Genomic DNA, 25431 nt, shown 5'->3' with positions numbered 1-25431 from the left:
TTATTTTGGGTATTAACGTTTGATAGAACGTGACATACCAGCAAAACGTTGTTTGAACTTGTCGATACGACCGCCAGTGTCAACGTTCTTTTGCTTACCAGTATAGAATGGGTGGCAAGCTGAGCATACGTCTAGGTAAAGTGTTTCTTTACCAACAGCTGAACGAGTTTCGATTACGTTACCGCAAGAGCAAGTAGCAACTAATTTTTCGTATTTTGGGTGAATATCGGCGCGCATGGTCGATTCTCCATAGAGTTAAGAAGGCTTTAGCTGTCATCGCAATTGATCACTCTCTTCATCCATTACAACAGACGCAGAGGAAAGGCTGAAATACAGCAGATCAACACCACAACAGACCATTCTTTTGGCCCACCGAGACGGCTTCCGTCAGAGCTAAGCACAACAAGTGGACGACATTATACGCCACTTTATTTCAGATAGCGAATTTTTCCTTTAAGACTTTTCAATTTGCTTGGACCAATGATTTGCAATAATTCCGCACACCATTAATTGGATTTGATGGAAAATCATAATTGGCAATATGATCATCCCCATAGGTTGTCCAATGAAAAGAATTTGCGCCATAGGCACTCCACTTGCGAGTGTTTTCTTAGAACCACAAAAAAATACAGCAATTTGATCGGCACGATTAAATCCAAACCACTTTGGGGCGTGATAGGCTAAAAGCATAATCAAAGTCAGAAGCACAGAGCATGCAATAATTAACCACATTAAGGTCACCCCACTGACTTCATTCCATAGACCTGCTACGACTGCACTACTGAATGCGCCATACACCACCAAAAGAATTGATCCTTGATCAAAAGTTTTGACAATACTCGGGGCTTTTTGAATCAGAGGAAAAACGATAGGACGCAATAATTGTCCCAGAATAAATGGAACCAATAAGAGCAGAATAATTTTGACTATCGCATTGGTTGGATCGAACCCATGATCAGACTGACCTAAAATAAATAAGGTCACTAATATAGGAGTGATAAACATACCAATAATATTAGAGAATGAAGCACTACACACAGCACTTGCGACATTACCACCTGCTACAGAAGTAAATGCAATAGAAGACTGAACTGTTGAGGGTAAAAAGCACATAAACAAGAAGCCCCAATACAGTTCTTGTCCAAGTAGCGGTAGCAATACAGGTTTAGCTATTAATCCTAGAATTGGGAAAACTGCGAACGTCAGTGCAAAGACCAAACTGTGTAATTGCCAATGTTTAATGCCTTGAATCACCGCCTCACGTGATAACTTTGCACCATGTAAAAAAAATAGGATTGCAATTGCAATCGTGGTGAAATAAGAAAAATAGTGAGCAGCAACACCTGAAATTGGCATCACTGACGCTAAAATCACCATAACAAACAGCAATATCGTGAAACGATCTAACGCTAAGAACTTTAGCACCCCATATCCCTCTTTTTATTCTATCTGAATTGAAAATAAGCCCAATACACATTGATTGGGCTTATCTTTAAAATTTTACTCACAAATCAGCGAGTGAAATTTAATTATTTCTCGCGTTACTGTCTTGTTGAATAAGTTCAATCTTGTAACCATCTGGATCTTCCACAAAAGCGATTACGGTTACGCCGCCTTTCATTGGTCCAGCTTCACGGACAACGTTACCACCACGTGCTTTGATTTCTTCACACGCCTTATACGCATCATCCACTGCGATCGCAATATGACCATACGCATTACCCAGCTCATAGCTGTCTGTATCCCAGTTATACGTTAGCTCAAGAACAGTATTGTTTTCTTCATCACCATAACCCACAAAGGCTAAAGTGAATCGACCTTCTTCATAATCACGTTTACGAAGCAAAGTCATACCGAGTACTTCAGTATAGAACGCCAATGAACGCTCTAAATTGCCTACACGTAACATGGTATGTAACATTCGCATAAAATTTACCTATTGATTGAAAGATGTACTTTTCAACTGATTTAACAATTTCGCCACCCAAATAACAAGTAACAAAATAGGTAAACCCATTAAAAAAGTCATAAAGAAGAATGATGAATAACCGAAGTTTGTCACTATTGTACCTGAATAGCCACCAATCATCTTTGGAAGTAATAACATCAATGAACTAAAAATTGCATATTGCATTGCTGTAAATGAAACGCTAGTCAAACTTGATAGGAACGCAATAAATACTGCACCAGCAAGTCCTGATGCGAGATTGTCAAATACAATCCCCATCACCAGCCACACCTTGCTATAAGGGACAACCACTTTACCTTTGAGTTCGACTATTTGATCACTATCAACTTGAACAGCTGGAAGATCAGATAAAGCCATACGTGACTTCGGTTGGATCGTTGAAACTGTTTTATAAATATGATCTTGGGTTAATTCATGCGCCTGACCTGCATGCTGTACAACCGCTTGCACCGTAAATTTAGTGTGGTCTTTTAGACTGTCTCCGGGGACGACCACGCTCCAATTATTTTGATCCAACTTCGCAGGTATCACTTGCTGATTTGAAATACGAATATTCAGTGTTTGTAGTGTGCTTTCAGCTTTTAAGTTCGAGAGTTGACCGCGAATAATGACATCCTTGCTTAACTCATCTTGGTAGAGAACATTATCCCCTCCAATGGCTTGGATGAAAATCTGAGAATCATCCTGACTCGAATAGCGTTGAAGCGGGATTTCAACATTCAGGGCTTTATCATAACCATCAGGGGTGGATAACACTTGAATACTATTATGTTCAGCAAAATTAGATGCAGGGAGCTTTAAAGACCAGTTCCCCACTTCATCAGGAGTCACTTGATGCTGTTGACCTCCCATTTGTACCAAGACTTGATTCATCGTTGGTCCAGATTTTACGAGCCCCACAAAGATGAGATTGGTCGTGCTGGCAACAATAGCGCCCACCAACATCATTTTCATAATGTTATAACGCTGAGCTAATAAGCCTCCAAGGAAGCCACCTAAAATTACAAAAAAAATGGCGAAAAACTTGTTAAACCAAGCGATTTCTTCTTTATCAAAATTCAAATCAAGATAAAAAAGATTGGCGACCACCCCAGCGACAATATCTGAAATTCGATAAAAACCAATGAGTAATAAAATAGCTAACGCAACTTTCAAACCATAACGTTTGAAGAAATCTAAAATCGGTGATAGCCATGTCTCGACGACTATTTTTTCATCAATGAGTTTTGCTCGGGTTAATCCAAATACGACCAACACAGCCAACGCCACACTTGCGAAGAAACGTAAAACTTGCCCGATAAATGACAGAAAATTACCATCGATATTTAACTGTGAAATCCAAGCACCAAATTGGAGAAACCCACAAACGAAGACTACTGTTGAAATCACAAAGACGATAAATAACTGAAAATAATCCTTTGCTTGATACTGATGAGGTTCTTGATTTACTACCGGTTCATGAATCACTAAAGTCGTCACAATCCCGATCATCATCAATCCAGCCATGAGCAAATAGGTGGACTGCCACGCCTCATAAATATAGTTACCCATGGCTGTACCAAGTGATGCAGCGAAGAGTAATGCACCGAGCTGAGTTACGATGGTCGCAATTCGATAACCTGCGTTATAGGTCGAAGCCATAACCGTCTGAACACTCGTATCTTGTGTCAACTCAATACGATAAGCATCCACAATAATATCTTGTGTCGCTGATGAGAATCCGAGAAAGATTGCGGATATCGCCATGAACGTTAAACTTGAAAATGGCCCTATACTTCCTCCATGAATACTCGGATCAGTAAATGCCATTGAACAAATAGCAATTGCGACCAAAATCTGTGAAACCAACAACCACCCTCGTCGTTTACCCAATTTCCTTGTTAAATAAGGCAATGGTAATCGGTCAATCAAAGGTGCCCAAATGAACTTGAAGGCATAAGCTAAGGCTGCCCATGAAAACATGGTAATGGTACTACGCTGAATACCGGCTTCACTCAACCAGAAAGATAGAGTTGAAAAAATCAGAAAAATTGGGATACCTGATGAGAAACCCAAAAAAAGCATAATGATCGCGCGTCGATCAAGAAAGGCTTTAAATGCCGAAGTCCATCCAGCTGATTCTGGTGACGAAGATTGTGATGTCATTGCGTTGTTATTTTCAGTGAAAAGTACTCTCGCTATTCAACTCTGTAATGCGCTTGGTTTCAATATAATTTACGCAAACTTCACCGAGTATTTCATCAATTTGATCTATCTCAACTTGATATTTTTGGCTAAACCTGTATACCTTAAACTATCAAATGTAAATTATAGTTTTGGATTTCACCTGTGACCCAGAGACACGATCAAATTAGTTCCACCGCAGTAGCTTTAACCACGACATCCACAAACTTAGAACAAAACTCACAAAACAAGCTCCTATCCGTATTTGAACTTGAAGCCACGCAAAACACCTTGAATGCAACAGCACTCAAACCAGAACAACTGACGCATATTCCAAATTATGACAATATTCCTGCGTCTACAAAACGTATCAAGCCTCTTAATAATTTTTTAGGACAAGATCGTGCTAAAGCATCTGTAGAAGCAGGCATTGCCCTTCCATACTCAGGCTATAACATCTTTGCTGTGGGTACTGCAGGGTTGGGTAAACGCACCATGATCAAGCGCTTACTCCAACAACATGCCAAAGATATGCCTACACCGGATGATTGGGTTTATGTATACAACTTCAAAAATGCACGCAACCCAATTGCGCTTAACTTTCCTGCAGGACAAGGCGCAAAGTTTCAAAGTACGCTACATCAAACATGGCAAACCATTTTCAAACAGCTCGAACGTCGTTTTAGTGCTGAAACGTATCACAATCGGATTGAAAAAATTCGTTTAACGACAGGTCATGAACAACAACAAGCTTTGATTGAGCTTACCAAAGAAGGTGAAGAGCTTGATTTAAAGTTGATCAGTCGTAATGAAGAACACTGCTTTATTCCTGTTCATCTTAAAGACAATAAAATTCAAGAGATGTCTCAAGATGACATCAATGCACTGAGTAGCAAAGAACGTTCTGAAATTGCGTCCAATATTCGTTATATGGATAAAAAGCTTGAGCGTTTAGGTTTACAGATTGGTGATCTCGAAGATGAAGCTCGAGATATGGTGTCTGAGTTGAATCGTGACATTGCCAAACAAGTCATTATTCCCCGCATGGAACATATTTTAAATAAATTTCCAGATATCAAACATCTTGAACAATATTTAAAACTATATGCTCAAGATATTATCGACAATGTGGAGACCGTACTAGAACAGGAAGAAATTGATTTTTCACCTGCATTATTTAACCGTGTCCCTGCGCGTTATCAAGCAAATTTAGTCATTAGCAACAAGCCAAATTCTGGGGCACCAGTCATCTTTGAAGATTTCCCCACACATTACAACTTACTTGGCCATGTTGAACAATTAACGCAAAATGGCACTATCAGCACTGATTTCACTTTAATACGACCTGGTGCACTGCATCGTGCCAATGGTGGTTTTTTAATGCTTGAGGCTGAGCAGCTTTTAGAACAACCTTATGCATGGCAAGGACTCAAACGAGCGATTAAGTCTGGTCAAATTAAACTCTCATCTCTAGAGCACATGCTAACGCTGACGGGCAGCATTTCAATTGAGCCCGCATCGATTCCATTACAATTGAAAGTCATTTTAATGGCTGAACCAGAAATCTATTATGAGATTCTGGAGGTGGAGCCTGAGTTAGGAAGTATCTTTAAAATCAGAGCTGATTTTACCGACACATTACAACGTAATGACGAAAATGAACAAGCTTATATGCATTTGATTGCAGACTATGTTCAATCCTCTAAACTACTTCCATTTGATCGTTCTGCCTTGGCTGCTTTACTGACCGACTCAAGTCGTCAAGCAGAGGATCAGAGTTCGTTGTCACTACATGCCTTAACTTTAGGTGATCTGATTCATGAATCTCATCACCATGCATCCAAATCTAATGCAACTATGGTGACAGCAGAACATATCGGCACTGCGCTCAAACACCGCCAATATCGTCTAGGTTATTTACGAGAGTTGTACTGGCAAGATTTATCTCGTGGTACACAGCTTATCGAAACGCGTGGTCATCGACTCGGTCAGATAAATGCTTTGTCCGTGATTCACTACGCCGATGTCGAATTTGGCCTACCATCACGCTTGACTGCTTCAGTGTATCAGGGTGGCGGCGATATTTTAGATATCGAACGTAGCGTGGAGTTAGGTGGTTCACTTCATGCTAAAGGTGTACTATTAATGTCGTCTTTCTTAAAGGCACATTTCGGACGTGAACAAACCTTGCACTTCTCTGCCGCTTTGGCTTTTGAACAAAGTTATGGTCAAGTCGATGGTGATAGTGCAACCGTTGCAGAACTCTCCGCTTTAATTTCTGCGATCAGCCAACTGCCGATTGATCAGTCATGGGCGATTACGGGTTCAATGAATCAACTGGGTCAAGTACAACCGATTGGTGGCGTCAATGCCAAAATCGAAGGTTTCTTTGATGCATGTAAACTTCAAGGTTTAACAGGCAAACAAGGTGTCATTATTCCACGTCAAAACATGCAGCATCTAATGTTACGTCAAGATGTGATTGATGCTGTCGAGGCCGGTCAATTCCATATTCATGCCATCAACACAATTGATCAAGCACTTGAGATTCTCATGGCGCGTCCTGTCGGAGAATTAAATAAAAAAGGTCGCTATACCAAAGGATCAATTTACGCTGCTGTCATGGAGCAGCTAGAATATTGGCAAGCCATTGAAGATGGCGCTGAAATTGAAGAAGAGCCAAAGAAAAAGAAAAAAAAGAAGAAAAAAGACAAAGCTAAAAAAGATAAAGCGATCAATGCTGAAGAACAACCCTCTCAACTCGCTGATGAGACTTCAAACTAATTTGAAGTTTTCAAAATAAAAAAGCACCCATCGGTGCTTTTTTTTATTGCGCTTAAATTAAGCTTCAGGCGCTGGGCTATATTGCTCCACGAGCATTTTTAATTCGCCTGTTTGGAACATTTCTAGCATAATATCACTACCACCGATCAACTCACCATTGATCCATAATTGTGGGAATGTTGGCCAGTTTGCAATTTGTGGCAAAGTCGCACGAATGTCTTGATTTTCAAGAATATTTACATAAGCAAATGGGCGACCAATTTGGCTCAATGCTTCAACTGCACGTGCAGAGAAACCACATTGTGGGAACTGTGGTGTGCCTTTCATATAAAGAAGAACTGCATGTTTTGCAATTTGATCACGAATTAACGCTTCTGTATCACGCACTTGTTCAGTCATTGATTAAATCCTCAACTATTCTGCCTGCATTATACCTAAAACCGCCGTAAAGAGTATGGATTGCTAAATTTTTCCAGTTTAATTTGCAATTAGGCTTTTAATCTTAAGCAGATTTTGCTTAGATAAACTTTTATTTTCCACCTAACAAATACGAGTTAGACATGAACAATATCACCCTCGCTCCAGTTCAAACTGATCAACCATCTCATTTGATGCCTGTATTCAGCCGTCAACCGATCAGCTTTGTGCGTGGCCGAGGTTCGTATCTTTATACAGCTGAAGGTACAGAATATTTAGATGCGCTGACTGGCATTGCAGTATGTGGTCTAGGTCATGCACATCCAGTTTTGGCAGAAGCAATTGCAGAACAAGCAGCGACGCTTATTCACACCAGTAATATTTATGAAGTACCTTGGCAGACTGCAGCTGCGCAAAAGTTAGCTGAAGTGTCTGGTATGGAAGAAATTTTCTTCTCGAATAGTGGTGCTGAATCAAATGAAGGTGCAATTAAAATTGCGCGTAAATACGGTCATATGCAAGGTATTGCTTTACCGAAAGTCATTGTCGCTGATCATTCTTTCCATGGTCGTACAATGGCAACACTTTCTGCGACAGGCAATAAAAAAGTACAAGAAGGATTTGGCCCGCTCGTTGAAGGTTTTATCCGTGTACCTTTTGGCGACATTGAAGCAATTGAAGAAGCAGCAATCAACCATCCAGATATCGTCGCGATTCTCGTTGAACCGATCCAAGGTGAAGGTGGTGTAAATACAGCACCTCAAGGTTTTAGTTATCTTGAAGAAATTCGTCAAATCTGTAATCAACATAATTGGTTGATGATGCTAGATGAAGTTCAAACAGGTAACGGTCGTACAGGAAAATATTTTGCGTATCAACATACCAATATTATTCCTGATGTCATGACGACAGCTAAAGGCTTGGGTAATGGTTTCCCAATTGGTGCAGTGATGACTCAAGGTAAAGGTGTAGGTATTCTTACTCCAGGTAACCACGGATCAACTTATAGTGGTACTGCATTAGGTTCGCGCATTGTCTACACGATTATCGATTTGATGCAAAAAGAAAATATTGTTGAAAACGCAGCAACAATTGGCCAATACTTAGTTGATCAATTCCGTACACAACTTGCAGATCAAAACGTTATTGTTCGCGGCTTTGGTATGATGATTGGTATTGAATTACCCAAACCATGCGCAGAGTTGGTGGATATTGCACGCATAGAACACAATCTAATTATTAATGTCACCGCAGGTAATGTCGTTCGTTTGTTGCCAGCGTTGAATATGAATCAAGAACAAGCTGATGATTTATTAAAACGCTTAGTTCCAGCGATTAAAAACTTCTTGGCTTAAGCCAAGATCAATAAAAAAGCCGCATATTGCGGCTTTTTTATTAAGAAGAACACTTAAGATGCTTCTTGAAATACTCGACCACCAGGCAACTGGCTGAAATATTGTTTTAAAGCATCTAGGCAGCGATGAATTTTCATTGGTTGTTGTTCACGTTTTAATGTCATTGCATTCAAAGTGTATGCAGGTAACTTCCATTCAGGTAAAACTTCAACCAATGTGCCATTCATTAATTCTTTTTGCACATCTAGATATAATAATCGCGCAATGCCGTGACCATTTTGGCACAGTGATTTAGCGACATAAACATTGTTTGTCTGTAAACGATTTTCCATGGACACATTCACCAATTCACGCGATGTACTGTGTTCAAATGTCATCATTTGCTGATTTTTTACAATATTTACTGGAATCAAATCATGCTGTGCTAAATCTTCAGGTCTTGAAATAACTGCATTTTGATTCAAATAACTTGGTGAAGCCACCAAGACTTGATCCACACGTGCAAGCGGCAGACAAGATAAGTGATTAGACTCATCTACGCGAGAACACATTCTCACTGCAATATCGATTCTTTCTTGAATCAAATCGACAAACTGATTTTCAACTTCAAAGTGAACGGTTAAACCACGATGTGCCGAAATCCAATGCGACAACGCAGGAACTACATGGGTTGCACCGAGTTCTGGCGTTGTTGCAATACGTAAATCACCAACTAAATCGTCTCGTAACTCATTAATTCGAATTTTACCGCGCTCTGCTGCAGCGAGCATTTCTTGACAGCTATGAAAAAAGGCCTGCCCTGCTTCCGTTAAACTTAGTTTTCTTGTGGAACGGTGCAGAAGTGTTACTTCCATTTCTTGTTCTAGTGAACGAATTTGCTGACTAACTGCACTCGTCGTAATGCCTAAATCTCGAGCAGCACCACTGAAAGAGCTTTTTTCAACAACACATGCAAATACGCCCATCGAGCGAAGTTGATCTAACATAAATTTCCCTCTGAAATTATGAGATGCTTCTCTAATTAACAAAAATTAACAAAAGCAACTCATTGTATTATACGAAGAAATTGTTAAATTGCACTAAATATCTTCAGTTGATTGGCAAAATATTTGCTGGATTGATTGGCTTACCATCTAAACGAACTTGAAACTCAAGCATCGTACGGGTTGCACCACTCGAGCCCATTTCTGCAATTTGTTGCCCTGCACTTACGTTTTGCCCACTCTTCACTAACATCCGGTTATTGTGCGCATACGCAGTGATATAACCATCAATATGTTTAATGAGCACCAAATTACCATATTCTTTTAAACCATCAGCTGCGTAAACCACTTGACCATCAGCTGCTGCAAAAATTGGATCACCAACATTGCCACCAAAACGTAATCCCTTGACATTACTTGCCACATTGAAGTTTTCAATGACTGGACCATTCGATGGTTTTACCCAGCGTAATGAAGTTGCTTTAGTCGAAGTCGTCGGTACTGCAGCAGTTACCGCTGGTACTGGTGTAGTTTGTGGTGGTGGCGTAACCACAGTTGGTTTTATTGGTAACTGAATGGTTTGACGTTGAATCTGAGTTTCAGTCGCTGTCAAAGGACGCGTGGTCGAACGTGTCACTTGTCGATTGCCAGAGGGTTTTAATCTTAAAGATTGATTTACATAGATGCGATAAGGCGGTGCAATATCATTCATCTCCGCAATGCTCAAATAGCTCAATCCATAACGTGCCGCAATTTTACTTAAAGTATCGCCAGAACGAACTGTATAGAAGTCAGGAGCAACCGCATAACGAGCAGAATTGTGGATTTGGGGTTTCGATGCACAGCCCGACAAACCAAGAAAAGAAGCGACAGCAACCGCGATCAATGCTGAGTGAATAGATGGTTTAGACAACTTCAAAACTGTTTTGGGTCTGGCCAAAAGCATGATTTCCCTCTCTGACAAAAGATTAAAAAGACTGAATTCGGCTTAAGAGTAGCAAAATTAATGCTAAATTCACCGTTTCAAATATATTTTTCACAAAGTTATAACACATCCTACCTGTGGTCGTTCAATTAAAGCCCTAGCTGAGATTCAAGTGAAGCCAACACCTGATAATTGGTAGCATCCATTTGGATCGGTGTCACACTGACATATCCATTTGCAATGGCATAAAAGTCTGACTGATAACCCAGTTGGCTTTTTTCGGGATCTGTTACGGCCTCTCCAGCCAAACCAATCCAAACAACTTGACGGCCTCTCGGGTCAACTTGTGTGGTAATCGGTTTCGTTTGTTTTCTTCTTCCTTGATAAGTCACTAATGTCCCTTTTATTTCAGCCGTATCCGGAATATTAATATTGAAAATATGACGCGGTGGTAACTCAGGCAAACCATTTTTAATAAACTCATATACCCAATTTGCAGCTTGTGCATAATCTTGAGCATCTTGATACGAACGAACATTTGGACCAGCCAATGAAACTGCGATTGCAGGTTGTTTCATGAGTCGGCCTTCAAACGCGGCCCCAACTGTACCTGAATACAACACATCATCACCTAAATTCGCTCCACTGTTGATCCCGCTTACAACTAGATCAAATTCAAAATCAAATAGACCATTCATGGACAGATAAACACAGTCCGCTGGCGTGCCATTAATTGCCCATACATCCTCTGAAATTTGCACGGGTCGCAATGGACGATCAAGCGTTAATGCACTTGAAAAACCACTCCGCTCACTTTCAGGAGCAACCACTACGACTCGACCCAAAGGTTTTAATGCTTGTGCCAATGCTTGTATTCCTGGTGCGAACACACCGTCATCGTTGGCAATCAAAATATTCAAAACAATTCACTCAATTCATGTAATCCCATCTGTTCGATAGCCTAATCAAAATCCCCCCACACAACAATGAGCACACGCATGGATGTTGAGGTTTTAAACGCCTTTAATCTTGATAATCTGCTTATCCTTTAATCTTGAGAACTACACAAGTAGTCATCCCCCCTGTTCAAACCTGAACTTTTCGTCATTAGTTTCTGAGTTCCAACAGCATTAATACACTTTCTGTATTTTTTAAACGCGAAAAAAGATTATTCTATTCTTATAACTAACTTACTAATTTTTGAGTCATTTATGCAAAAACGTTTTTTACAATTGATTTCAACCGCATTTATTAGCAGTTCAATGTTGTTTTCAAGTTTCACTTTCGCCAATGCCCAAGACTTAAAAGAAAATATCGAAGTTACTCAACAAAAAGTGACTAAAGATGAACTCGCTGCAATCTATGTCTTTTCAGAATCATGCCCAAGTTTAGTGGAAGAAGATGCAGCGTTTAAAGCAGGCTATCAAAAGCTATTAAAAGACTATTTACCTAATGAAAATTCACCTCAAACCACGTTGAACAATCTAATTAAACAACAGGATTATCAGCAAGCATTAGCTCAAGCCAGACAAGATGCGAAAAACGCTGGAGATAAAGCAAATCAACAAGTGTGCGAGGATATAAAAAAATATCAGTCTTCAGTTAAATAGAGCACGAAATAGTTACAATTCGATTGAAATAAGCCGACTCCACTGCTAGAAGTCGGCTTTGCTTTGTCCTAGAATGCAAAGCTGATTTTTGCGTTCATACAAGATTGGAACTACATAGAATGACCCGAAAAAGCGCCATTGCTGCATTATTACTATTACCTTCATTTACTTATGCAGCAACTGTTTTATCTTCACCACCAGAGCTCAATAACAAGTCTTACGTTTTGATGGATTATGAAACAGGTCAAATTCTCGCAAGTAAAAATGAAAATGAAAAACTTGCGCCTGCTTCAATGACCAAAATGATGACCAGTTTCATTATTGAACAAAAGTTGTTGAATGGTGAACTCACGGAAGATGAAAAAGTTCGTATGAACGAGTCTGCTTGGTGTCGTGGTAGTAGTACAGAATCTTGTATGTATGTACCTCTCAATGGCACAGCAACCGTATTGGAAATGCTACGCGGGATTATCATTCAATCTGGTAATGACGCATCTAAGGCGATGGCTGAGCATATTTCTGGGAATGAAGGTACATTTGTACACAGCATGAACCAAGAAGCAAAGCGTATTGGCATGACCAACACGAACTTTATGAACTCAACTGGTATGCCTGCTGAAGGTCATTATTCTACTGCAAAAGATATGGCTACTCTTGCGAAGCACATCATTCATGACAGTTCAAAGTATTACCCTATCTACTCTGAAAAAGAGTTTACTTTTAACGGGATCAAGCAAGGCAACCGTAACGCGTTGCTATATACAGATCCGAGTGTAGATGGTCTTAAAACAGGTCATACTTCTGAAGCTGGTTATTGTTTAACGACTTCAGCTAAACGTGGGCCGATGCGTTTAATTTCAGTGATTTTTGGCGCTCCATCAATGCAAGCACGTGCAACGCAAACACGTGATTTGTTATCTTGGGGTTATGCAAACTTTGAAACTGTCAGTGTTCAACCCGCTCACAAAGAGTTAACCACCTCTAAAGTTTGGTTTGGTCAATCCAATCAAGTGAGTGTAGGTCTTGCTGAAAACTTCAACGTGACTATGCCAAAAGGTCAAGCAAATGCCATTCAAACTCAAATCGCGGTTCAACCGAACTTAAATGCCCCTCTTCAACAAGGGCAAGTTGTAGGTAAATTAACAGCGATACTTGACGGCAAAGTTATTGCGGAGAAGCCGCTTGTTGCTTTACAAGCGGTTGAAGAAGCTGGTTTCTTCTCACGTATGATCGATCATATCAAACAGTTCTTTAGTAATTTGTTTTAAGTCGCAGCTTGACTAAAGATATAAAGGCACTCAAATTCTTTTGGGTGCTTTTTTGTTTATAATGAATAAAAACAGGCAATTTTTTATGACTGAAAATATCCGCAAATACTTAGAGACTTACCCACAATTTGATACAACGAATTATATTGATCCAACTGCGTTAGTGATTGGTGATGTTGCCTTGGCTGAGAATGTTTCAGTCTGGCCTTATGCTGTGATCCGCGGTGATGTTAATTTTATTCGGATTGGTAAAAATTCCAATATCCAAGATCATTCCATGTTGCATGTTAGTCATAAGAAAGCGGATAAACCTGAAGGCTCACCGCTCATTATTGGTGAGGACGTCACCGTGGGTCATCATGTGAAATTACATGGTTGTACTATTGGTAATCGTGTTTTAGTCGGTATTGGAACGATTATTTTGGATGATGTTGTTGTTGAAGATGATGTGATGATTGGCGCGGGTTCGCTTGTTCCACCCAATAAAGTTTTGGAAAGTGGTTATTTATATGTGGGTAGTCCTGTAAAAAAAGTACGTCCACTGACTGAAAAGGAAATGGCGTTCTTGCCGTATTCAGCACAAAATTATGTTAAAGTTTCGGGGAATTACAAATAAAATTCGATTTCGCATAAGAGATTTAATGTTAAATGAGGCGGATTTATTTAATCCGCTTACCATCTTTATCTATGATGATTTGACCATCCTCTTTGATAAAAGCTCCTAATTGAGGCGCAGACAAAATATCTAAAACGAGTTCAGATGGTCTACATAGTTTTACACCTAATTCAGTCACTACAAATGGACGGTTAATTAAAATTGGATACTCAACCATAAAATTAATAAGTTGTTCATTTGTCCAATGTTGTTCATCTAATTTGAGAGTTTCAAAGGGTTCTACATTTTTACGAATGGATTCACGTACAGAAATCCCTGCTTTTTCAATTAAATTAATGAGTTCAATCTTACTCGGAGGGGTAAGAAGGTATTCAATAATTTCAGGTTCTTCTCCTGTATTTCGAATGAGAGCTAGTGTATTTCTTGATGTTCCGCAAGCTGGGTTGTGATAGATCTTAACTTTCGATGACATTGGATTAACTCAGAACTTAATAATATTGCATTTATATATGGATATGCGTATATTCGCAATAGCATATATTGGAGTGTAGATGATGGATCAAGCAGATTTCTTTAAATGCCTATCTGACCCGACACGTTTGGATATTTTAAAAATTATTTTAGAAAGACAGAATGTATGTGTTTGTGAAATCACAGAGATCTTACAACTGAGCCAACCCAAAATTTCTCGTCACTTGGCTTTACTCCGTAACCTCTCAATTTTGCTAGATGAACGCAAGGGACAATGGGTGTATTACCGATTAAATCCTGATTTACCAGAATGGGTAAATGCAGTGCTCAATGTCTTAAATGATGAAGTACTGAATAAACCTGCAAGCAACTTATCTATCTCTATGCAATGCGAGTAATTCAATGTCCGGATCAAAGCTCTCATTCTTAGATCGAAATCTAACGCTATGGATTTTCATTGCCATGGCATTAGGAGTAGGTATTGGTGTATTTTTTCCTCAAGCATCTGTGGTACTCGATCAATTAAGCATTAATTCAGTGAATATCCCTATCGCAATAGGGCTTATTTTGATGATGTATCCACCACTTGCCAAAGTAGACTATGCGACTTTGCCTAAAGTCTTTGAGGACAAGCGAACCCTTACATTATCTCTCGTTCAAAACTGGCTAATAGCACCTTGCTTAATGTTTGGTTTGGCAATCATTTTTTTACATGCCTATCCTGAATACATGACTGGCCTAATTCTCATAGGCTTAGCCCGATGTATTGCGATGGTCCTCGTCTGGAACGATCTGGCATGTGGGGATAATCAATATGTCGCTGCCTTAGTCGCGTTTAACAGTATCTTCCAGATCTTATTCTTTAGTACTTATGCCTGGTTATTCTTAACCTTCTTACCACCATTCTTTGGGGTAGAAGCACAAATCATTAATGTGAGCTTTTGGACAATTACCCATGCTGTTCTTATTTATCTAGGTATTCCGTTCTTACTTGGGTTTTTAACCCGACTGATTTTGGTTAAAAAGAATGGTTTGGCTTGGTATCAGGATAAATTTATCCCAAAGATTAGCCCAATCAGCCTTATTGCCCTTTTATTCACGATTGTAGCCATGTTCAGTCTTAAAGGTGGTGAAGTGATTAGCCTTCCTCTAGACGTGCTTAGAATCGCTATTCCTTTGACAATTTACTTTGTTGCGATGTTCTTCATCAGCTTCTTTATGAGTAAGTGGATGGGTAACGATTATCCTAAAACAACTGCTATTTCCTTTACTGCGGCAGGCAACAATTTTGAATTAGCACTGGCTGTAGCGATTGCCACTTTTGGATTAGCTTCACCTGTGGCTTTCACAACCGTGATTGGGCCACTTGTTGAAGTTCCTGTATTGATTGCCTTAGTGACAGTTTCGCTATGGCTGAGAAAAAAAGTGTTTAAAGAGGCATGAGTCGAATGAACCTACCAAATATTGATCCTAGTCTTTTAGAAAAACCGACTTTAGAAAAAGTTCAGGCAAAGAACCTTAAACATCCACCAAGAATACTGCTTTTGTATGGCTCAAATCGTGATAGATCATATAGCCGTTTAGCTGTTCAGGAAGCTGGTCGAATCCTTGAATATTTTGGTGCGGAAGTGAAAATCTTCCATCCAAAAGGACTACCCCTCCCTGAAGATAGTGATATGCAACATCCAAAGGTTAAGGAACTCCATGAACTCTTAGCATGGTCAGAAGGCATGGTGTGGTGCTCTCCTGAGCGTCATGGCTCAATGAGTTCGATATTGAAAGCTCAAATTGATTGGATTCCATTAGCAGCGGGTGCAATCCGTGCAACGCAAGGTAAAACCTTAGCTGTAATGCAAGTTTGTGGAGGTTCGCAATCCTTTAATGCTGTAAATCAATTACGTATTTTAGGGCGTTGGATGCGTATGATCACGATACCAAATCAGTCCTCAGTCCCTAAAGCATTTCTAGAGTTTGAAGAGGATGGTCGTATGAAGCCTTCTTCTTATTACATGAGGATTGTCGATGTGATGGAAGAACTTTATAAATTTACGCTTTTAACCAGGGGACAGTCCTTATATCTCACTGACCGTTACTCTGAACGTGTAGAAAGTGCAGAAGAGCTTTCAAAGCGTGTGAATCAAAAGAGTATTTAGATTTCCTAAAATTAACATAATACACCTTATGCGAAATTATCTTTTTTATTTCATATAAATCATAATCTTAAATTACATTCAAAAGCCCAATTTACTTAAATTGGGCTTTTTTGTTGATTCTTCATGTTCCACGCCCTTTATTAAATTATTGATCCAAAGAACTTCTTAGTTAAACTTAAGATAGAACGCTTTCAAAGAAATCCCCTCCCATCATAGCCACACACCTCAAAATTTTATACAATATGCCTTCCCTTCATCTGGTGCTTTTTTATGACCGCTTGGACTGCTCACGTCACTGTTGCAACAGTGGTTGAAAAAGATGGTAAATATCTGTTTGTAGAAGAACAAACAGAAGGTGTCATGCACACCGTTTTTAATCAACCTGCAGGTCATGTTGAAGCTGGTGAAACCCTTATTCAAGCCGCGGTTCGTGAAACCCTGGAAGAAACAGGTCACCAAGTTGAAGTCACAGATTTATTGGGTATATACACCTATACCCCACCTATGTTTCCAGATCGTACCTATTACCGCTTCTGTTTTTTAGCAAAATCAACACAGTATTTTGCCAATGCAACATTAGATACAGGTATCGTAGGTGCTGTTTGGATGAGCCTAGATGAGCTATTAGAAACGGCTCGCGCGCGTAGCCCATTGGTCATCAAAGCCATTCAAGATGCCCAATCAGGACAAAAATTTCCTTTATCGCTCGTTTATGAGCACCAAAATTCTCCCTTAATTTCAAATTTGGATGCCTAATCCTATGCAACAACGTGTCATCGTCGGTATGTCAGGTGGTGTAGACTCATCTGTCTCTGCGGCTTTATTACTTCAACAAGGATATCAAGTTGAAGGTCTTTTCATGAAAAACTGGGAAGAAGATGACGGCACAGAATACTGCACGGCTATGGATGATCTTGCAGATGCGCAAGCCGTATGTGATCGTATCGGTATCAAATTACATACAGCCAACTTCGCAATGGAATATTGGGATCGTGTATTTGAGCACTTCTTGGCTGAATATGCTGCGGGGCGCACCCCAAACCCAGATATTTTATGTAATAAAGAAATTAAGTTCCGTGCATTCCTCGATCATGCCATGAAATTAGGTGCTGACTTCATCGCAACAGGACACTATGCTCGTCGCGGTGAAACCATGACCAACTCTAAAGGTGAGCAATATGCGCCTTTACTCCGTGGCGTGGATAACAACAAAGACCAAACTTATTTCCTACATGCCGTTCATGGTCGTGAAATTAACAAGACCTTGTTCCCTGTCGGTGAAATTGAAAAGCCTCAAGTTCGTAAAATTGCTGAAGATTTAGATCTTGCAACAGCGAAGAAAAAAGACTCTACAGGTATCTGTTTTATTGGTGAACGCCGATTTAATGACTTCTTGAAGCAATATTTACCTGCTCAACCGGGTAAAATTGTCCTCGAAGATGGTAAAGAGGTTGGTGATCATCACGGCTTAATGTACTATACGCTCGGTCAGCGTGGTGGTATTGGTATCGGTGGTATGAAAGGCGCTGAAGAAGGTGCTTGGTTCGTATTACACAAAGATATCGAAGGCAATCGTTTAGTTGTTGGCCAAGGTCATGAGCATCCCCTCATGCAAAGTACCATGTTATGGTCTGAAGCGATTGATTGGGTTGCAGGTGAGCAAGAGATTCCAGAAAATGGTTTCCGTTGCACAGCGAAAACTCGCTATCGACAACCTGATCAAGCATGTGTCTTATTTAATGACCCAAATGCACCGCAAGGTGTACGTGTAGAATTTGATGAACCTCAACGTGCTGTTACGCCAGGACAAAGCGTTGTGTTTTACGCGGATGAAGTTTGTTTAGGTGGCGGTGTGATTCATCATACTAATGCGCCTAAACCTGATTTTATTTAAAGGAATTTTCAGGCATGACAGAGTTACCGTTCCAGCAGCTTCAGACTCTGAATGATCGTCAAAACAGAGCTTTGGCTTTGGCAGCAGTATTTCAATCGACTCAGCTGACACATATGACAGCCATTGCAGGTCGACAAAATATTGGCGAAAACGGTAACTTCTATTTAGAACAATTAATTAAGGCGAGTTTAAATATTCGCCCTACTTCCAATAAGAATTGTCAAACCTTAGATTTTTTTAACCAGCTTGCAGATATTTCTCTGGGATTAAAAACATTAGAAAGTAGCATCACCCAACCATTCAATACTGCACCAAAATCAAGAATACCTAAATTTGCCAATGCAAAACTTCCAATGTCCTATGCAATGGCATTATTACATTTAGAAAAGAAAGTATATAGCAACCCAAAATTCGTTGAAATTATTGAAAAATCACAAGAAAAAATACTAAAACAACTCTCCTTTTTTGATCATAATTATCTACATCCAAGTATTCTTGCAAACCTTGCTCAAACCTATGTCGAAACTGCAGGACAGATTAATCCTCGCATTATGGTGAAAGGCAATGCAGAAGCTTTTAAGGATTCTTCGCACACCAATCGTATTCGTGCTTCATTGTTTACAGGTTTACAGATGGCGCATTTATGGCGTCAGTCAGGTGGAAGTTCATGGAGCATGATCTTCACCAAACGCAAGTTACTGAAAGATATTCAAGATCTCGCTCGTTTACAGTTTCAGGTGGTTTAACCTGATGTATATCGAGTTCTGTTTTACGTTTCATTCCAAAGTTTAAGGAATTGCTATGAACGCTTTAACCGCACTTTCTCCATTAGATGGTCGCTATGCAAGCAAATGTGATGCTTTGCGCCCTTTCCTCTCTGAGTTTGGTTTAATCCATGCTCGTGTGACTGTTGAAGTGCGCTGGTTACAAGCACTTGCAAATCGCCCAGAAATTACAGAAGTGCCAGCTTTTTCTAACGAAACAAATGCAGCTTTAGATGCAATCGTTGCAAATTTCTCTGAAGACGATGCTAACCGTATCAAAGAAATCGAACGCACAACCAACCACGATGTAAAAGCGGTTGAATATTTCTTAAAAGAGAAAATTGCAAACATTGATGAACTTAAAAATGCGGGTGAATTCATTCACTTTGCTTGTACATCTGAAGACATCAACAACTTGTCTCATGCACTCATGCTGAAAAGCGGTCGTGAAGTACTAGCTACGTCTATGCAACAAATCGTGGACTCAATTGTTGCACTTGCAGAAAAACACGCTGATCAACCAATGTTGTCTCGTACACATGGTCAAACTGCAAGCCCAACAACATTGGGTAAAGAAATGGCGAACGTGGCATACCGTCTTGCACGCCAAATCAAACAATTCAACAATGTTGAGCTTCTAGGTAAAATCAATGGTGCGGTAGGTAACTATAATGCTCACCTTTCTGCTTACCCTGAAATTAACTGGCCTGCTCACTCGCAAGCATTTGTTGAATCTTTAGGTCTCACGTTTAACCCATATACAACTCAAATTGAGCCGCACGACTACATGGCTGAATTGTTTGATGCGCTTCGTCGTTTCAACACAATCCTCATCGATTTCAACCGTGATGTTTGGGGTTATATCTCTCTTGGTTTCTTCAAACAAAAATTAAAAGAAGGTGAAGTTGGTTCTTCAACAATGCCACATAAAGTGAACCCAATCGACTTTGAAAACTCTGAAGGTAACTTGGGTATTGCTAATGCAGTCCTTGCTCACCTTGGTGAAAAGCTTCCAATTTCTCGCTGGCAGCGTGACTTAACTGACTCTACTGTTCTTCGTAACATGGGCGTTGGTTTTGCACAAAGCTTGATCGCATTTGAAGCTTGCTTGAAAGGTGTGGGCAAACTTGAATTGAATGCCGACCGTATTCTTGAAGACTTAGACAACGCTCAAGAAGTTCTTGCTGAACCAATTCAAACAGTAATGCGTCGTTATAACGTTGAAAAACCATACGAAAAACTGAAAGCCCTTACTCGTGGTCAAGCAATGACTCGCGAAATGATGGTGAATTTTGTAAATAGTAACGAATTAGAAGCTGTTCCTGCAGCAGATCGTGCGCGTCTTGCTGAAATGACACCTGCATCTTATACAGGTAATGCTGCTGAGCAAGCGAAACAAATTAAAGATTTGATTGCTAAAATCTAAATAGTATTGAATAAAAAAGCGAAGCTTAGGCTTCGCTTTTTTTTGTATGAGACTCATCAAATGTTTCGATAAAAAATCATGCTTCATCAGGGCAGTAACGTATAAAGTCAGTTCTGAGCTTTTCTAATTCATCACCTGTTAAAACATCGCTATAGTATATATAATGAGTCACTTGATCATATTGAATGTCATGCCTAAACATCATTCCTCGAAGTGATACTGAGATCTCTTCAGGAAAGTCATTCAAAGTAAGCTCTTCAAACTCATAATGAAAATATGCATTTTGCTGTGCAAGAAAAGCAGCTGAAACCGTCATAATAAAAACTCAAAATAAATCATATTCTAACTGATCATCCTGATTGCAATGAGCTATTGATATAAACAACTATTTATAAAAATAATGCTATCTGCAGCTTATTCTCAGGATTGATACATTACAATCATATGAAGAAATTAATCAAATCAACATATAACAAAATGTACTACAAAAAATTTACTCCTAAACACCACCTCGTATTCTTCATTTTCATAGTGGTGCTGATCTTGGCAAGTATAAAGCCTCTTGAATATGCTTCTTATGGCTTACATCAACTTGGCACAGCTTTAATGCTGGTGTTTTTGATCTATATACAAAAGAAAGTTGGTTTGAGTTTTATCGCATTTTCTCTCTATATTGGATTTCTGATCATTCATATTCTTGGGGCGCACTATTTATATTCGTATGTTCCCTATAATGAATGGTTGATGCACTACTTCAACATACATTTAAATGCACAGATGGGTTGGGAGCGAAATATGTATGATCGCTTGGTCCATTTTGCCTATGGTCTACTTCTCTATCCTTTTTTCCTGAGGATCATTCAATTCTATTTACCACAATTATCTGAACGAGTACTTTTTCTTATTGTGGTTCAGTTTGTCATGGCCACCAGTCTCATTTACGAATGGATTGAATGGTCGATTGCGATTAATCTTTCCCCTGAGGCAGCAGAAAATTATAATGGTCAACAAGGTGATATTTGGGATGCCCATAAAGATATGCTGTTCGCAACACTTGGGTCCATGATCACAGGAATAGTGATGTTATATCGAAAATTAGACTCTCGACCATACAAATGATAAATCATAAAAAAACCAATCATTAGATTGGCTTTTTTTATTTCATCGAATTTAAAGTTTAGGATCACGTAGTTGCACTAAGTTCGCATTAGTTTTGACTAAAGTGTCCATAACTTTATTCATCACAGCAGGAATCAAACTGTCCGCCATTTGTGCCGCTTGCAGTCCTAATTTCTCACCTAAGGTAGGTTTACGGCGAGTTTGAATCAAGTAAACATCATGCACTGTCAATAAACTTAATAAATACTCATCCGAGGTTTGAAGCTTATCAACCAAATTCAAATCTAATGAATCTTGACCGTACCAATGTTCACCTGTTGCTACTTTTTCAACATTTAACTGTGGACGATATTTTTCAACAAAATGCTTGAACAATGCATGCGTTTGTTGCAACTCTTCTTCAAACTTTGCTTTACCCTCTTCCGTATTTTCACCAAACATGGTCACGGTACGTTTATATTGACCCGCAGTATAAAGCTCAAAATCAACATTATGTTCTTTAAGTAAACGATTAAAATTAGGCACTTGAGCAACAACGCCAATTGAACCAATCACTGCAAATGGAGCAGAAATAATTTCGTTACCGATACATGCCATCATGTATCCACCACTTGCTGCGACTTTATCAACACAAATGGTTAGATGAAAACCAGCATCGCGCAGACGCACCAGTTGAGCAGCCGCAAGTCCATAACCATGTACCATCCCACCTGGACTTTCCAAACGAACTACGACACGATCACGCCCTGCTTTAGCAGTCGCCAAAATCAAAGTAATTTCTTCACGAAGATTCTCTACAGCTGAAGCTGCCATGTCACCTTTAAAATCAATTACATATACTTTCTGATTATTCTTTTTACGCGTGCGTGCTTCTTTTGAAAACTGCTGAGACAACTGCAGAAGTTCAAGTTTAGATGCAGTACTTTGCGCAATTTTTTTTCGTTGTTCATTAATACGCGCATTTAAGTGAGTGACTCGAATTTCGGCAGGAAGTTTCGGCAAATGAAATAACATATAAATTCACATCTCTATAACTCATCTTTATGAGGATAACATGAGGTCAAAATAGACAAATTTCAATAGCTTTATTGAAATGTTATGCCAATCGTAGGATCAATTTGATCAACAATCGGCATAAAAAGTAGATACATTATGCATACTATCTCGATAAAAAATTATCGAACCGATGAGCATCTACGCATCATCTCATGATTGATATCTATCTTTAAAATCAATTAGAGACTCTTATATGATTTGAGAGTGAAGAAATTGAATTATATTAGGATAATAATTCTTAAAATCAACACCTTAATACTTATTATTTTACTTCTTAAACTTTTCTGAAATGCATTTCCAATGCGCCAAATTATGTCGTGTCAGCATATATTTTTCACTATTTTTTTGGCATGATGGTTCCATACAGTAATGATGAATAATGATAAATGACTCAAATGCGTTGGCTGGAACTGTTATCAACAGTTCGATTTGGTAGTTCAAAACAAAATACAGAACAAGCACGTAGCCCCTTCCATAAAGATTACGATCGTATTATTTTTTCTCAGAGTTTTAGGCAACTTAACCGTAAAACTCAAGTTCACCCCCTGACTCAACATGATGGCATTCATACGCGTCTAACACATTCCCTAGAGGTTTCTTGCATCGGACGCTCTTTGGGAATGCTGGCGGCTGAAAAAATTCGTGATGAGTTACCTATGTGGATCTCTCCTGCAGATGTCGGTGCAATTATTCAAGCAGCCTGTCTTGCACACGATATTGGCAATCCCCCTTTTGGTCATGCAGGTGAATATGCGATTCGAGAATGGTTTGATGATGCATCACACGGCGATTTTTTATCGAGTTTAACCCCTGAACAGCAGGCCGATGTTCGCCAGTTTGAAGGCAATGCTCAAGGTCTTCGTTTACTCACGAAAATTGACTATCACCCTAATGACGGTGGAATGCGCCTCACTTACGCAACCTTAGGAGCTTACTTAAAGTACCCATGGCTTTCTAAAACCATTGACTCTCAGGGGAATACTCCTGCCAGTAAACGAGCTAAGTTTGGTTGCTATCAATCTGAAAAAGAAATTTTGCAACAAATTGGTCACCAATTAGGTCTTATACAATATGGTGAATATCATTTCTGTCGCCATCCACTCACCTATTTACTCGAAGCTGCGGATGATATTTGTTATGCCCTGATCGATTTAGAAGATGGCATTATTCTTAACATGCTCAGCTATGAGCAAGTCGAACCTATTTTTTTAAATCTGCTCGGTGACTATGGCACGCCTGCTGAACTTGCAATGCAATACACCACGTGGCAACAAAAGATTGCAGCATTGCGTGGTCGTGTGATGAAACGCTTGGTTGATGAAGTCACTTCCGCTTTTGCTAAACATCATTTTGAAATTTTGTCAGGACAGCTTAAAGGTAGTTTGCTCCAATATTGCTCGCCCGATATCGAAGCAGGAATTGATTGTGCAAAGAATTTAGCGCGGGAAAAAATCTTTGAGCATCCTCAAAAATCTGGTTTAGAAATCATTGCACATCAAAGCTTACAGCACATACTAGATGCCTTTATTCCGCTTACGACCCCCAATAAAATTCATAATTTTAAGGAAGGACGTTTACTGTCTATTATCTCAGGCTTAGGTGTACGTTTTAGTGATGATCACTATGACAATATCATGCAAGTCTTAGATGTGATCTCAAAATTTTCGGATCATCAGGCTTATCATTTGGCACAGGAACTTCAAGGGAATAAAGTTGGATTTTTATAAACCTTAAATTTAGTGTTCAAGAAAAGAGCATAAAGTGTTTTTTGATTTTGCGTTCTGAAGCAATGGACACTACTATGCTGACATAGTGAATTTAACATCGACAAATAAGTGAAATAATTGAATGATTGGATGTCTTATTGGTGAAGTGCTTGCTTTGGAAGCACCAACAGTTTTATTGAATGTAAATGGTGTTGGTTATGAGGTTGATACACCTCTCTCAACATTTTGCCAATTACAGAAAGGACAAAAAGTCACATTGTGGACGCATTTGGCTGTACGTGAAGATGCCCAATTACTGTATGGATTTTGCAACGCACAAGAAAAAAGTATTTTCCGCACTTTACTTAAAGTGAACGGCGTTGGTCCCAAAATGGCATTGGGTATTCTCTCAACACTCAGCGTAGACATGCTCATTCATACCGTTGAACATGAAGATGTAAACACTTTAGTCAAAGTTCCAGGTGTTGGTAAAAAGACAGCAGAGCGTTTGATGATTGAACTTCGAGATCGCTTTAAAGCACTTGCAGCTCATCCATCCACATCCAATTCTACAACAGCACAAATTCAGTTTACGGGTAACTCTGCTGTCGCTGAGGCTGAGGCTGCTTTACAGTCATTAGGTTACAAGCCATTAGAAGCCCAAAAGTTAGTCAATGCCGTCAAAGGTGATTTCACTGAGGCATCCGATATTATCCGTGCTGCCTTAAAATCGATGAATAAATAAGATCTCA

Annotated in this window: 26 protein-coding genes; 15 read left to right on the top strand and 11 right to left on the bottom strand. The window is 39.4% G+C overall.

Features of this window, described 5'->3' with window-relative positions:
- Positions 1-12: 12 nt before the first annotated feature.
- From rpmE to AC1M9D_RS05840, 4 genes are all read right to left on the bottom strand, one after another.
- Positions 13-237, bottom strand: a complete 225-nt coding sequence (rpmE, locus tag AC1M9D_RS05855) for a 50S ribosomal protein L31 (protein ID WP_004971624.1) — start codon at positions 235-237, stop codon at positions 13-15.
- A gap of 216 nt (positions 238-453) precedes the next feature.
- Entirely contained in the window at positions 454-1425 is a 972-nt protein-coding gene (locus AC1M9D_RS05850) for a bile acid:sodium symporter family protein (RefSeq protein WP_092766098.1), read from the bottom strand.
- A 100-nt stretch (positions 1426-1525) separates the two neighbouring features.
- A complete protein-coding gene (gene gloA, locus AC1M9D_RS05845) occupies positions 1526-1927 on the bottom strand; it encodes a lactoylglutathione lyase (protein WP_092766097.1) in 402 nt (133 codons plus the stop codon).
- A 9-nt stretch (positions 1928-1936) separates the two neighbouring features.
- The gene (locus AC1M9D_RS05840) at positions 1937-4114 is read right to left on the bottom strand and encodes an AmpG family muropeptide MFS transporter (RefSeq protein WP_092766096.1); all 2178 of its coding nucleotides are present in this window, start codon (positions 4112-4114) and stop codon (positions 1937-1939) included.
- A 183-nt stretch (positions 4115-4297) separates the two neighbouring features.
- On the opposite strand from AC1M9D_RS05840, the gene AC1M9D_RS05835 reads away from it, so the two are divergent.
- Positions 4298-6916 (top strand): Lon protease family protein, encoded by a 2619-nt coding sequence (locus AC1M9D_RS05835; RefSeq protein ID WP_481586647.1) that lies wholly within the window; start codon positions 4298-4300, stop codon positions 6914-6916.
- A gap of 57 nt (positions 6917-6973) precedes the next feature.
- Here the strand turns inward: AC1M9D_RS05835 and grxD are convergent, their stop codons facing one another.
- Positions 6974-7315, bottom strand: coding sequence for a Grx4 family monothiol glutaredoxin (grxD, locus tag AC1M9D_RS05830; RefSeq protein WP_481611700.1), 342 nt, complete (start codon positions 7313-7315; stop codon positions 6974-6976).
- 161 nt (positions 7316-7476) lie between these two features.
- Between grxD and AC1M9D_RS05825 the strand changes: the two genes are divergently transcribed.
- Positions 7477-8688 carry an acetylornithine/succinylornithine family transaminase gene (locus tag AC1M9D_RS05825; RefSeq protein ID WP_481611699.1) on the top strand — a complete coding sequence of 404 codons (1212 nt, stop codon included), beginning with the start codon at positions 7477-7479 and terminating at the stop codon, positions 8686-8688.
- Between the two features lie 53 nt (positions 8689-8741).
- Here AC1M9D_RS05825 and AC1M9D_RS05820 read toward each other — a convergent pair whose 3' ends face one another.
- The 3 genes from AC1M9D_RS05820 to surE form a co-directional block, all read right to left on the bottom strand.
- On the bottom strand, positions 8742-9674 hold the full coding sequence (locus AC1M9D_RS05820; protein WP_179998372.1) for a LysR family transcriptional regulator: 933 nt from the start codon (positions 9672-9674) through the stop codon (positions 8742-8744).
- A gap of 103 nt (positions 9675-9777) precedes the next feature.
- Complete coding sequence (locus AC1M9D_RS05815; protein WP_481610753.1) at positions 9778-10617, bottom strand: peptidoglycan DD-metalloendopeptidase family protein; 840 nt, start codon at positions 10615-10617, stop codon at positions 9778-9780.
- Between the two features lie 128 nt (positions 10618-10745).
- Positions 10746-11516, bottom strand: coding sequence for a 5'/3'-nucleotidase SurE (gene surE / locus AC1M9D_RS05810; RefSeq protein WP_481610754.1), 771 nt, complete (start codon positions 11514-11516; stop codon positions 10746-10748).
- Between the two features lie 291 nt (positions 11517-11807).
- On the opposite strand from surE, the gene AC1M9D_RS05805 reads away from it, so the two are divergent.
- From AC1M9D_RS05805 to AC1M9D_RS05795, 3 genes are all read left to right on the top strand, one after another.
- The gene (locus AC1M9D_RS05805; protein ID WP_035270480.1) at positions 11808-12206 is read left to right on the top strand and encodes an MCR_0457 family protein; all 399 of its coding nucleotides are present in this window, start codon (positions 11808-11810) and stop codon (positions 12204-12206) included.
- Positions 12207-12325: 119 nt separating this feature from the next.
- A complete protein-coding gene (gene dacC, locus AC1M9D_RS05800) occupies positions 12326-13474 on the top strand; it encodes a D-alanyl-D-alanine carboxypeptidase PBP5/6 (RefSeq protein ID WP_481610755.1) in 1149 nt (382 codons plus the stop codon).
- 85 nt (positions 13475-13559) lie between these two features.
- On the top strand, positions 13560-14090 hold the full coding sequence (locus tag AC1M9D_RS05795) for a gamma carbonic anhydrase family protein (RefSeq protein WP_481610756.1): 531 nt from the start codon (positions 13560-13562) through the stop codon (positions 14088-14090).
- 43 nt (positions 14091-14133) lie between these two features.
- Here the strand turns inward: AC1M9D_RS05795 and arsC are convergent, their stop codons facing one another.
- Positions 14134-14562: an arsenate reductase (glutaredoxin) gene (gene arsC, locus AC1M9D_RS05790; protein WP_481608669.1), complete on the bottom strand. Its 429-nt coding sequence runs from the start codon at positions 14560-14562 to the stop codon at positions 14134-14136.
- 82 nt (positions 14563-14644) lie between these two features.
- Here arsC and AC1M9D_RS05785 point away from each other — a divergent pair, with 82 nt between their 5' ends.
- From AC1M9D_RS05785 to purB, 7 genes are all read left to right on the top strand, one after another.
- Positions 14645-14959 (top strand): ArsR/SmtB family transcription factor, encoded by a 315-nt coding sequence (locus tag AC1M9D_RS05785; protein WP_311917705.1) that lies wholly within the window; start codon positions 14645-14647, stop codon positions 14957-14959.
- Positions 14960-14963: 4 nt separating this feature from the next.
- The gene (arsB, locus tag AC1M9D_RS05780; protein WP_481611698.1) at positions 14964-16004 is read left to right on the top strand and encodes an ACR3 family arsenite efflux transporter; all 1041 of its coding nucleotides are present in this window, start codon (positions 14964-14966) and stop codon (positions 16002-16004) included.
- A 5-nt stretch (positions 16005-16009) separates the two neighbouring features.
- Positions 16010-16714, top strand: a complete 705-nt coding sequence (gene arsH / locus AC1M9D_RS05775) for an arsenical resistance protein ArsH (RefSeq protein WP_481611697.1) — start codon at positions 16010-16012, stop codon at positions 16712-16714.
- 270 nt (positions 16715-16984) lie between these two features.
- Positions 16985-17470 (top strand): NUDIX hydrolase, encoded by a 486-nt coding sequence (locus AC1M9D_RS05770; RefSeq protein WP_481610760.1) that lies wholly within the window; start codon positions 16985-16987, stop codon positions 17468-17470.
- A gap of 4 nt (positions 17471-17474) precedes the next feature.
- Positions 17475-18608 (top strand): tRNA 2-thiouridine(34) synthase MnmA, encoded by a 1134-nt coding sequence (gene mnmA / locus AC1M9D_RS05765; RefSeq protein ID WP_092766260.1) that lies wholly within the window; start codon positions 17475-17477, stop codon positions 18606-18608.
- Between the two features lie 14 nt (positions 18609-18622).
- Positions 18623-19354 (top strand): high frequency lysogenization protein HflD, encoded by a 732-nt coding sequence (gene hflD, locus AC1M9D_RS05760; protein ID WP_092766084.1) that lies wholly within the window; start codon positions 18623-18625, stop codon positions 19352-19354.
- A gap of 55 nt (positions 19355-19409) precedes the next feature.
- Positions 19410-20798, top strand: a complete 1389-nt coding sequence (purB, locus tag AC1M9D_RS05755; protein WP_481594239.1) for an adenylosuccinate lyase — start codon at positions 19410-19412, stop codon at positions 20796-20798.
- Between the two features lie 76 nt (positions 20799-20874).
- Here purB and AC1M9D_RS05750 read toward each other — a convergent pair whose 3' ends face one another.
- Complete coding sequence (locus AC1M9D_RS05750; RefSeq protein WP_481611696.1) at positions 20875-21114, bottom strand: hypothetical protein; 240 nt, start codon at positions 21112-21114, stop codon at positions 20875-20877.
- A gap of 161 nt (positions 21115-21275) precedes the next feature.
- On the opposite strand from AC1M9D_RS05750, the gene AC1M9D_RS05745 reads away from it, so the two are divergent.
- Entirely contained in the window at positions 21276-21917 is a 642-nt protein-coding gene (locus tag AC1M9D_RS05745; protein ID WP_481611712.1) for a DUF2238 domain-containing protein, read from the top strand.
- Positions 21918-21968: 51 nt separating this feature from the next.
- Here AC1M9D_RS05745 and sohB read toward each other — a convergent pair whose 3' ends face one another.
- On the bottom strand, positions 21969-22931 hold the full coding sequence (gene sohB / locus AC1M9D_RS05740) for a protease SohB (RefSeq protein ID WP_179998383.1): 963 nt from the start codon (positions 22929-22931) through the stop codon (positions 21969-21971).
- A gap of 428 nt (positions 22932-23359) precedes the next feature.
- On the opposite strand from sohB, the gene AC1M9D_RS05735 reads away from it, so the two are divergent.
- Both AC1M9D_RS05735 and ruvA read left to right on the top strand, forming a co-directional pair.
- The gene (locus AC1M9D_RS05735) at positions 23360-24700 is read left to right on the top strand and encodes a deoxyguanosinetriphosphate triphosphohydrolase (protein ID WP_481611695.1); all 1341 of its coding nucleotides are present in this window, start codon (positions 23360-23362) and stop codon (positions 24698-24700) included.
- A gap of 121 nt (positions 24701-24821) precedes the next feature.
- Positions 24822-25424 (top strand): Holliday junction branch migration protein RuvA, encoded by a 603-nt coding sequence (gene ruvA / locus AC1M9D_RS05730; RefSeq protein ID WP_481611694.1) that lies wholly within the window; start codon positions 24822-24824, stop codon positions 25422-25424.
- Positions 25425-25431 lie beyond the last annotated feature (7 nt).

It is taken from the genome of Acinetobacter sp. ANC_7682 (assembly GCF_056779795.1).
The sequence above is the reverse complement of the archived record's forward strand: the minus strand, read 5'-3'. Positions and strand labels throughout refer to the sequence as shown.